The following is a 10,476-nucleotide window of genomic DNA, read 5'->3' on the forward strand; positions in this document are numbered from 1 at the left end:
GTACAATAAATTAGCAGAAACGACGACCCCAGAGGGCGAACCATTGGAATTATTTGAGCACGATGGTGAGTTTTTTATAAGCTCACGAGGAGAAAGGCTGATGACGAGTATTGCCTATGGATCTGAAGAAGAACTCGCGCGGATGGCATGTCAGCCCTATCGACCCGCTCGCCAGCCAAAGGTATTGGTTGGTGGCCTAGGTATGTGTTTCACGCTCTCGGCAGCGGTGGAGAGCTTACCTCAAGCTGGAGCTCAATTTGTGGTGGCCGAGCTTAATCAAGCTGTGGTGGAGTGGAATAAAACGTTCCTCAAGGGGATGCACCCAAGATTACTCGACGATTCTCGGATTAAAATCAAAATCTCACCCGTACAGAAGTTGATTGCTGAGGCAAATCAAGAATACAGCGCTATCATGCTGGACGTGGATAATGGGCCAAGCGCCTTTCATGGTGAAAATAATGAAAGTTTATACACAATGGAGGGGTTGCTGGCGGCTAAAGCGGCATTGAAAGAAGGTGGGATCTTGGCTGTATGGTCAGCATACCCCGATAAAAAATTTACGAAGTTACTGCGCAAAGCTGGATTTGATGTTTCCGATTTGGAAGTACCAGCCTCGCATCGTGGCCGCAGGAGCCGGATGCACACGATCTGGTTAGCACGTAATGGTAACTACAAGTCACAAAACCAAAAGAAACCAAGGTAACAAGACTAATCAGTTTGCAGGCAAGAACCCTATGCTTTAGCTCTGCAATGGCAGAAGGCTACGAGCTCAAAAAAATAACTTTTTGAGCAGACCCTACGGTGAGCTCCGCGATTGAAGGCTGTGAAGCATAGGGGCTCAGAGATGTGTCTAAACCCAGGCGTGCAGGAGGTTCAACTATCTACAATAACTGGGGGCGCACCTATGGGCACTGCGCTATAGTCCACTGAGCAAAACGCGATGGTGTGAATGCTGAGCAAAATGAGGTTTATGCAAAGTTGGCAAAAGTAATGATCGATAGGCAAGAGCCTGATGGTTTTAGTGGGATTACGTCCTCTATAATTAGGTTCAAGTCTACGGAAGAGGCTACGCACTGACGACACTAGCGCGTTGCCGTTAATTAATACTAGGCCAGTTGTTGGGAACTAGGAATTTTGGTTCGTCACCCACATGAATGACGAACATCGTACAACGTTTTTGGCCAAGTTCGATGAGTTCCGAGGCTGGGATTACGACTAAAGTGTCAAAAATAATTGCATCGATTTCACACAGCCAGAGCTGCTTAGGCAGAACTCTGGCTGTTTCTATTTCTGGGTGATGTTGCAATAACTCAGAACAATACAACCAAGATCGACGTCGGCTCTGTGGGGATGCACATTCGGGAATCGGCTTTTGCTTCGCTGTGATGTGGTCAAAGAAAATGCCGTGAACCAAATGTTTTACTTCAAGAGGTCCTCCACCGGTGAGTTTAGCCAGAAATTCCGCAGCTTCTGGACGGTTGGAGAGTGTGAGTTGGTGGTCGTTAAGCCTAGTGACCTTTCGTTGGTAATTGTCTCTGGCATCTGGTCCAGGATAATAAAAGGATCCCTCACTATGCTGGATGAGGTAGAATTTGACGGCTAGTTCTAAGTGGATGTATTGTTGCTTTAGAGTATCCAATAGAATGAAGTCTAGTTCACCAATGGTACGTTTCTCGGGAGTGATGATTTGATAGTTTTTGGCGACACACTTAAAGCGCGTGCCGGCCTCCAATAAGGAAAAAAGCGCGTCTTCGTAGAGGTGGCCAAGCTTCTGATTGAACCGCAATAGTCGGGTGTTAGGGGAATTAGCTAGGGAAGACACTTCGAAACATGATGAATTAGGTAGCGTTCCAACCATAGATTGAGGATGTGTTAGGCTTTCTAAAATGGCATTAGAAAACAGATGTTCGTGCTCCTTAGCGATTTTCTGAGTTGGGTGGTACTGCATCGGAATATTGGTTTAGCCGTGCGTTTACGATCTGTCTAGGGGGAGTAATACTTAGTATTGGCAGCTGCGTCTTGCTTTTTCGGATAGGCACGCTTGATTGGGGGCATGCTAGTTTTACTTTCACCAGCAAAATCACTTGATTACGAGTCAACTCTACCCACCAAGAAACACACGAAGCCTCGCTTGCTCGACGACTCCGAAGAACTCGTTGTGCAATTGCGCCAGATGAGTGCCAGTCAACTGGGCAGTTTGATGTCGATCAGCTCAAAGCTCTCGGAGCTCAATGCTGATAGGTATATGAAGTGGGAACGGGATGTCAGTAATGCCAATAGTCGGCAAGCTCTCTTTGCTTTTACGGGAGATGTTTATCAAGGCATGGAGCTATCGGAATGGTCGGCCTCAAACTTATCTGAGGCTCAGAAAAAAGTGAGGATTCTATCAGGTTTGTATGGAGTCCTACGTCCATTAGATCTCATGCAGGCATATCGCCTAGAAATGGGGACAAAGTTAGAAAATACGAGGGGGAAAAACCTGTATGCATTCTGGGGGAGTAAGATCACGAATTTACTCAATAAGGATCTCAAATCCAGCGGTTCGAGCCTGGTCGTTAATCTAGCATCAAATGAGTATTTTTCTTCAGTGAAGAAAAAAGAGCTCAATGGAATTTTGATCACGCCGTCTTTTAAAGACGAGAAAAATGGGAAGTACAAAGTGATCTCATTTTATGCAAAAAAGGCCCGCGGAATGATGGCTGACTATATCGTACGAAATGGGATCGAGGATGTCGCGGGACTCAAAAATTTTAAGTCTGCAGGATACAAATTTGATAGAGTCAGCTCTACGGACACTGAATTGGTATTTTCGAGAGCAGAAAAAAAGAGAGCATAACCCCTGATGACGAGCGTGGAACCTCCAAGTAAAATGATTTGGAGCGTAATGTGAAGCTCTTCGTGTGGTTCCTTGTTCTTTTCAATGCGCGGTTTTATTATCCGGCATTCGCGGTATTCTTCACCGATATGGGGATAAGTCAGCCACAGTTCTTATGGTTCAATGAAGTATGGGCTGTGACGATTGTCCTTTTCTAGTTACCCTCAGGTGTGCTGGCTGCCGTGGTGGGACGGCGCAAGCTAGTCTTGTTCTCAGCTCTATGCATTTGGGCCGAAATTCTTTCTACTGATAGAGGTTCCACAATGGGTGGGTAATTAGCATTTTGAGTGGCCTAGCAGAGTGCCTAGCAAGTGAAGCGGATGAGGCTTTGGCTTATGACTCAAAGCCTTTCCTCTCTATTTTGTGTGATTTTCGTTCGGAAAATCAAAGGTCTGGGGGTAAAAAATCGGAATGAGAACGGGCATATGTTGCTGATGTTTGGAGGGGTGATAAGTGCTGGTATGGTATTTTCAGGACGGGCGTTCAGCTTTATGTAAAGCGGCGTAATGAGATCTTTAGTCTGGTGTGAATTTTTGTTAGATGGAACTGTGGGCTTTCTAGGAAAATTCAGAGTCTGTTTAATTGCATAAATATGACCGAGTTCTTCTATGCTTTATGGCTGTGTTACCGTGTGCGCAGGTAGTGTCGCTACTGAGTTACTGCATCAACCATCCGGCGCCACGGAACAACGCGCTTCAATTTCAGGCGTGAATAGCTTGGTGATGGCGGAGCATAGGCTGGCTCAAGTTTCTTGAAAAAAGCTGCAGCTTTCGGGCAAACTCTTTAATTTTTAGCCATCGTTTTTTTAGCTGACTGGCTTGTCAGCTTTGCCATATGCCGGCCAATCCGTAAAATTTGCCCTAATTAGTAGAGGGCTGAAAACTCGTAGAAATTTATCTTGGCAGAAAAATAAGCAAAATGGTATGGAGGACGCAGATATGAATATTCTTACTAAATCACTCATCGCTCTACTGGGGCTTATCGCTCTCAGCATGACTTCTTGCCAAACTATGCAGGGCATCGGCCGTGACATCAGTTCTGGCGGTTCAGCATTGTCAAATGCTGCTAGTCGCTAGTTAGTATAGCACCTTGAAGGTGTGAAAAAAAATAAAGCGGCAAGACTTCTTGGCGCTTTATTTCTGTTATGAATTCAATCGTGATGATTGATTTACCTACATCATGTCATCCGTGACGATGGCACCTGGGAGGGTGGTCCGAGCATTACCTATTTTGCGACCAGGGTAGACCACAGTGTTTGCACCTGTGCGAACTCCGTCGCCTACGATAGCTCCAAATTTTGATAAGCCCGTGTCTAGAAGTTCACCTTCGACCATAGATCTGTGATTTTTTCCGTCATGGCGATAGTTAGAGAAAATGGTGCCAGCGCCAATGTTCACATGAGAGCCGATCACAGAGTCACCGACGTAGCTGAGGTGTGCGATAGAAGTGTGGTGGGCAATCAGTGAATTCTTAACCTCGACAGCATTGCCTATGATGCAATTCTCTCCGATGGATGTATTGCCACGAATATAGGCGTTGGGGCCGATTCGGCAGTTTTTTCCAATCGACACATTCCCTTCAATTACGACACCAGGAAGAATACGTGAGCCTTCACCTAAGTGGAGAATGCCATCTATTTCTGAAAGAGCGCTGACTGTTCCTTGGATGTCATCTGCAGGGAGTGCGTCAATAACAGCTGAGTTCACTTGTAGCATTTCCCATGGGTAACGCATGCGGAAACAGTCGGCTTCAGTCACTAGTTTCCGTTGGCATTGGCTAGGTTCATCAACCCCTTTCCAAGCCACAATGTCACCTGCTCCATCATAGAGGCAAGTACCAGGTTCTTCTCTAGCAAGGAGGCAGAGAGCACCCACTTCAACCCAATGGTCTAAAGGGAGGTGGACAGTACTACGTGTCACTTGTGTGAGCTCGATAACTTGGAAGCCCGCTCGGCGTAGTTCTGTAGCCATGAGTTGTTTGAGCGGAATATTGCCAATTAAAATATCTGCAACATGTTGTCCTGAAGTGATCGGGGCGCAGAGTGACTCATGGTGTGGGGGTTGAATGACAGCTTCCATAAGGGTATGTATGATTGATCCTTAACTTATCAGACGGGTAAAGTGCTGTCTAGCATGTTGAAGTTTAAATTAGCTATTGCAGTAATCTACGGGTCTTTCCATCTTACTTGAGATGTTTAACAGTGCTGAACTACTACGCAGAGTGCCAATGCTCGAAGGCCGATTTCATTATGCTCAGGTTCTTGAATCTAGTAATGATACTGCGGCTGGACTGATCCGTTCTGGAGCTCAGTCGGGTACTCTAGTAATGGCTGAAGAGCAGACTAACGGGCGTGGGCGCGGTGGAAATCAATGGAGTTGTCCGCGGGGGCAAGGCTTGCTTTTCTCGCTGGTGCTAGAACCTGATTTTGACCGCACGCAATGGTCGAGGTTGGCATTGGCAACTGGAGTTGCGCTGGTAGAGGTTTTGGATAAATTCGGAATATCTGCTGACATCAAATGGCCAAATGATGTGTGGATTTCCGGTAAGAAATGCGCTGGCGTATTGGTCGAAGGCTGTGAGGATCGCGTGGTTATAGGAGTGGGTCTCAATATCGCAGTGAAAGAATTCCCTTCAGACCTGGGTGCTACGTCGCTTTTGATCGAAGCTGGTCGAGTGATAGAGCGAGAGGCTCTCCTCGCAGAGCTCGTGCAGTCTATCATCGCCTGGGGAAGTCGTTGCTGTTCTGATTTTGACTCCGTTGTGGATGCTGTAAATAGACGCTGCGTTATGAAAGGTGAAATGATTCAGCTCAGACAGGATGGAGTATTGTTGTCCGGTATGATGGCCGGTGTGAGTGGAGATGGGTATTTGATGTTAGAAGTCGACGGTGAGATCGAGATGATCGCTCAAGCCGACGCAATACGACTTCTCCAAAGTTAAACTGGATGTGGGTGTTTGAGTGGTGCATGACTCAAGCAAACATAGAGTAATTGACCGGGAGACTGGGGGGCGAGGCGTAAACCTAGTATCTTAAGGGCACCTCCGGCAACTAGCGTTGGTGGTGCTGGAAAGAATTTCAAGCAAGGCAAGGCGTGATGATTGAACGGATTCATATCCGTGAGCGAAGAACAACGAAGCCCTGCGCAGAAAGTCTTTCCAGCCCGAAGGGTGGCTATCGACAAAACGAGCTATGCTCGCAAATTTAAAGAATCAATAACTCACACACCGACAACGGGAGTTGCCGGAGGTGCCCTTAATTACTATAGACGAATTTCAGTCCATCTTTGATATCCTTTGCTATCATAAGTATGATGGGAAGAAGGAGGAGCGTGATAATGGTAGCAAAGAGAATACCAAAGGCCAGAGAGGCTGCCATTGGTTTGAGGAATTGCGCCTGAACTTCAGTCTCACGTAGTAGCGGGTATAGTCCGAAGAAGGTGGTGAGTGAGGTGAGTAAGATGGCTCTGAAGCGATCTGCTCCTGCTCGTTTACAGGCATCAAGTAAACTGTGGCCTTCCTTTTTAAGGTTATCGACTCGACAGACGAGAACCAGAGAGTCATTCACCACCACACCTGATAGGGCGAGGATTCCAAATACTGAGAGGATGGATACTGGAAGCTCCATGATGTAGTGTCCTACAAGTGCGCCAATAATCCCGAAAGGTATGACGGACATAATGAGTAAGGGCTGAAGATAGCTCTTAAGAGGAATGGCAATCAGAATATAGATGAAGATAATCGAGAAGAAGAAGCCAACCTGTAAAGATTTCATCGACTTCATTCTTTGTTCCACTTCGCCACTGGCGCTGGTAGCTATGCTCGGGTACTTAGCTAACATTTGTGGGAAATATTCTTCTTTGAGGCGCTTTTGAATTTCGTCAGAGCTAGTTACTGATTTATCAATGGCTCCTTCCACTGCTACGACTCGTTTATTGTCGTAGCGCTCAATAGAGGCGAGAGAAGAGGAATACTCGGTATTTGCCACGAGGGAGAAGGGGACAGCTGTGCCGTCGGCTTTACGAATACGCATGTCACGTAGGGTTTCTAGTGAACCACGTTGCTCGAGTGGGTAGCGAACCATGACGCGGACCTCTTCGCGACCTCGTTGGACTCGCTGCGCTTCTCGGCCGTAAAAGGCGTCACGCACACCAATGGCGAGATCCCTTTTAGTGAGTTGGGCTGCCTGTGCTTCTGGGGTGACTGAATACAGAATCTCGGGTTTTCCTGAATCGAATGTGTCTAGCACATCGTAGACGCCAGGGTAGGTGGCGACGAGCGTCTTGAGGTCGAGGGCAGCGAGCTTAAGTTCCTCGAGGTTCTCGGATTCAAGATTGATAACAAAATCTCCACCGGGTGGGCCAGCTTTTGCCGCAAAAGACAAGGAGCGAGCCCCGGCAATAGGACCGACTTGTTGGCGCCAGTCTTTGATAATCTGTTCGGTTGATAGAAATTCACGGGTTGTGGAGCGCGTTAGTTCGGTAACCACGGACACTTTTGTGTTGTTGCTAGAAGAGATTTGAACTTCGATGAATGGGTTGTGGCCAAACTCGCTCTCGTATCTGGCTGCCAATTTTTCGGAAGCTTGTTCTATACGGAGGGCTGATTTGTGGAGGTATTCAACAGACTGACCTTGCTCGAGTTCGAGTGTTACCGAGATGTTGTCTTGGTAGATGTTAGGGAAAAAGACAAAGCGTAACTGGCCAGCTGGAAGGAGACTGATCACTAGGATGAGGACTGCGATGAATGCAGCAAATACCGCGTAGCGCCAAGAAATGAAGGTGCATATGAGAGGGCTGTACACCGAGTCAATTACCCACTGTAACCCGCGCGAGATTGAACCTTGGAATCGCGACCAAGCTCTAGAGATGGCATTATTAGGCTTCTTGTGGACGTTTAGGGGTGCCAAGTGGGATGGCAGGATGAGTTTTGACTCTACCAGTGAAAATATGAGGCAGAGTATGACTGTGATAGCAATCTGTCCAAAGACATTACCCATCTGTCCACTCACTTGCGTAAGTGGTAAAAAGGCGGCTATAGTGGTAAGGACTCCGAAAGTTGCGGGGGTGACCACCTGGCTCACCCCTCTGACCGTCGAGCGGATATAACCCTCTTTGTAGGTGAGTTCTTTTTGCTGCTCTTTTTCAGAATAAATGGACTCGCCGATGACAATGGCATCGTCCACTACAATGCCTAAAACTATAAGAAATCCAAAGGCTGAAATAACGTTCACCGAGAGGTCAATTCCAGATATTGGAAAGCAAGCTAGAGCGCCAGCTAGTGAAACTGGGATACCTATCGCTACCCAGAATGCCAGACGGAGATTAAGGAATAAGGTGAGAATAAAGAAAACTAACAAGACTCCAAGGAATCCATTTTTACCAAGTAGTACTAAACGATCGCGAATATTTACCGCTCCGTCATACCACCCTGCTACCTTTACTCCTTCAGGCAGCTTGTTAGCCCTCGAATACTCCTCTACTGTGGCCTGAGCTTGGTTTACCGCCTTGAGAATGTCGTCATTGCCTTCGGTTTTGATTCTGAGGCTGATCGATGGTTTGCCTCTGTAGCGGTTGAGATATTGTTGATCAATAAAACCGTCACGGATGTTTGCGACATCTTTGACAAATATCCTTGTTCCGTCGGCATTGGTACGGACTGGGATTTTCTCAAAATCAGCTTTTAGGTATGCTTGATCACGTGAGCGCAGTGAGATGTCTCCATTAGCAGAGCGAATGACCCCTCCTCCTAAATCGAGTGAGTTATCTGAAATTGCGTTGGCTAGTTCGGCAAATGTTAGGTTGTAGAGACGCAGTTTTTGTTCGGAGGGTTCGATAGATATTTCATAATCTCTGTCGCCGATCGTCTGTACTTTAGAAATAGCGTCTTGCCTCAGAAGTACGTCTCGTAAATTACGTGCAGCTTCTTTAAGCACTTCTTCAGGAGCGTCGCCGTATAGTTCCACCCAAAGGACTTCGTTGCTACGTTTTTGTTCGATAATGACCGGTTTCTCGGCCTGTTCAGGAAGGCTGGGAATTGCATCGACTTGGATTTTTATATCATCGAGTAGTTTTGATATTGGGTACTTTTCTTTAGCTTGAATGGTGACTGTAGCTATGTTGTCCTGGCTGACCGAACGGATGTGTTCGATACCCTCAACCGCTTGCAGGGATTCCTCGATTTTGATCGAGACTCCACGCTCCACTTCCTCTGGAGTGCCACCACGAATAGGTACTCTGACGGTGACCGATTCAGCAGCGAAGGCGGGGAAGCCTTCTTTGCGCACGGTGACAGCGGTGAAAAGACCCGCGGCCAAGAGGGAAAACATCAAGATGTTCGCCACCACAGGATTGGTGGTGAACCAAGTGATAAAAGGGTGCTTCTGGAGTGGTGATGACACGTCGCGCTTGAGGTAAGGATTAGGAAAGAGCGTTAGGCCGATTACTGCTTGTCAGTTTTGACTGACATTCCTGTGCGGAAGTTGGTCAAAGGCCTAGAAATAATGGTGAGTGGGGGAGTCAAAGCTGGCTCAACCAGTTTTACATAGGCCATGCCATTATGGCTTAGCAGGCGCTTGGCATTGATCTTTACCAGCTTCATCTCGGAATCGACAGCCCAGAGGTAGGCATCATTGACCAATGCCAATTCTGGAATTTCCATGGCTTTTGGGATTTCTTTAGACGGTATTGAGGCGTTGACGAATGTGCCTATAGGGAGCGATTCTTTTCCATCATAGGGATGCGCAATTTCGGCGATAACGAATACCACTTGATTGGTCGGGTCTATGACGGGCACAGTTCTAGTTAAAAGCGCGGTCCATGTTGACCCTGGCTTTGTTGGGCTGGTTAAGGTGATAGAATGTGGCGCTGTAGATTGGTTAGGGAGCTCTATTCTTGCAGCTTGTTCTGGGGTGAGGGGGATTTTTATCTCAGCCATTTCTGTGGCAACTAGTGTGCCCACGTCTGTTTGAGGGGTCGCAAAATTCCCAATAGAGGCTGACCGGGCACTAATGACTGCGTCAAATGGGGCTTTGAGGGTGCATCGATCGATGTCCGCTTGGGCTTTGTTGATGGCGGCTTCGGAGGATGCGATGCTGGCTAAGGCCGCGGCAAGTTGTGGCTTACGCAGCACAAAGGCTGATGCTGAGGACAACTGCCTGCCAGAGGCTTTCCAGTCTTCTTCAGCTTGCTTGGAGCGGATGGTTTCTTCTTCTAAAGTACGTTTGTTAGTAGAAAGTACCGCTGATTCACGGGCTAAGATTGCTTGGTAATCAGTGGTGTCGATACGTGCGAGCGTGTCTCCTTTTCTCACTTTTCGGCCCACTCTAAAAGTATCAGCAACGAAGGTGATATTGCCGTTTACCTGCGCAGTGATTGCCGTTTCAAAATAGCTTTTGACTGTTCCGAAACTGTGAACTGGGGGACTGTGAGTGTCGTAGTCGATAGTGAGCGTGCTTACGGTTGGTATCACGGTCGGAGGTTTCTGACTCTCCAACGGAGGCTTGGAGGCGATCATTTTCTTTGCCAGCCCGAAAGCTGCAACGAGGACTACGAGAGGGATGATGAACTTGAGTGCTAGTTTCACGTGTGGAGAGTGGGGTTAAA

The 10,476-nt window shown here is 47.4% G+C and carries 8 protein-coding genes; 4 read left to right on the forward strand and 4 right to left on the reverse strand.

The features are described from left to right. A partial coding sequence (locus ABGY95_RS03820) for a hypothetical protein (RefSeq protein ID WP_347440381.1) occupies positions 1–703 on the forward strand: 703 nt, incomplete at its 5' end. Between the two features lie 393 nt (positions 704–1,096). Here the strand turns inward: ABGY95_RS03820 and ABGY95_RS03825 are convergent. Further along, a complete protein-coding gene (locus tag ABGY95_RS03825; protein ID WP_347440382.1) occupies positions 1,097–1,948 on the reverse strand; it encodes a DUF1853 family protein in 852 nt (283 codons plus the stop codon). Between the two features lie 105 nt (positions 1,949–2,053). Between ABGY95_RS03825 and yaaA the strand changes: the two genes are divergently transcribed. Both yaaA and ABGY95_RS03835 read left to right on the forward strand, forming a co-directional pair. Further along, positions 2,054–2,836 (forward strand): peroxide stress protein YaaA, encoded by a 783-nt coding sequence (gene yaaA, locus ABGY95_RS03830; protein WP_347440383.1) that lies wholly within the window; start codon positions 2,054–2,056, stop codon positions 2,834–2,836. A gap of 857 nt (positions 2,837–3,693) precedes the next feature. Next, positions 3,694–3,951 carry an entericidin A/B family lipoprotein gene (locus tag ABGY95_RS03835; RefSeq protein WP_347440384.1) on the forward strand — a complete coding sequence of 86 codons (258 nt, stop codon included), beginning with the start codon at positions 3,694–3,696 and terminating at the stop codon, positions 3,949–3,951. A gap of 96 nt (positions 3,952–4,047) precedes the next feature. Here the strand turns inward: ABGY95_RS03835 and ABGY95_RS03840 are convergent, their stop codons facing one another. Then, entirely contained in the window at positions 4,048–4,953 is a 906-nt protein-coding gene (locus tag ABGY95_RS03840; RefSeq protein ID WP_347440385.1) for a DapH/DapD/GlmU-related protein, read from the reverse strand. Between the two features lie 148 nt (positions 4,954–5,101). Between ABGY95_RS03840 and ABGY95_RS03845 the strand changes: the two genes are divergently transcribed. Further along, positions 5,102–5,815, forward strand: a complete 714-nt coding sequence (locus tag ABGY95_RS03845) for a biotin--[acetyl-CoA-carboxylase] ligase (protein ID WP_347440386.1) — start codon at positions 5,102–5,104, stop codon at positions 5,813–5,815. Between the two features lie 313 nt (positions 5,816–6,128). Here ABGY95_RS03845 and ABGY95_RS03850 read toward each other — a convergent pair whose 3' ends face one another. Both ABGY95_RS03850 and ABGY95_RS03855 read right to left on the reverse strand, forming a co-directional pair. Then, the gene (locus ABGY95_RS03850; protein WP_347440387.1) at positions 6,129–9,272 is read right to left on the reverse strand and encodes an efflux RND transporter permease subunit; all 3,144 of its coding nucleotides are present in this window, start codon (positions 9,270–9,272) and stop codon (positions 6,129–6,131) included. A gap of 41 nt (positions 9,273–9,313) precedes the next feature. Continuing rightward, the gene (locus tag ABGY95_RS03855; RefSeq protein WP_347440388.1) at positions 9,314–10,456 is read right to left on the reverse strand and encodes an efflux RND transporter periplasmic adaptor subunit; all 1,143 of its coding nucleotides are present in this window, start codon (positions 10,454–10,456) and stop codon (positions 9,314–9,316) included. Positions 10,457–10,476 lie beyond the last annotated feature (20 nt).

Source organism: Rubritalea sp. (genome assembly GCF_039830215.1).
GTDB lineage: Bacteria > Verrucomicrobiota > Verrucomicrobiia > Verrucomicrobiales > Akkermansiaceae > Rubritalea.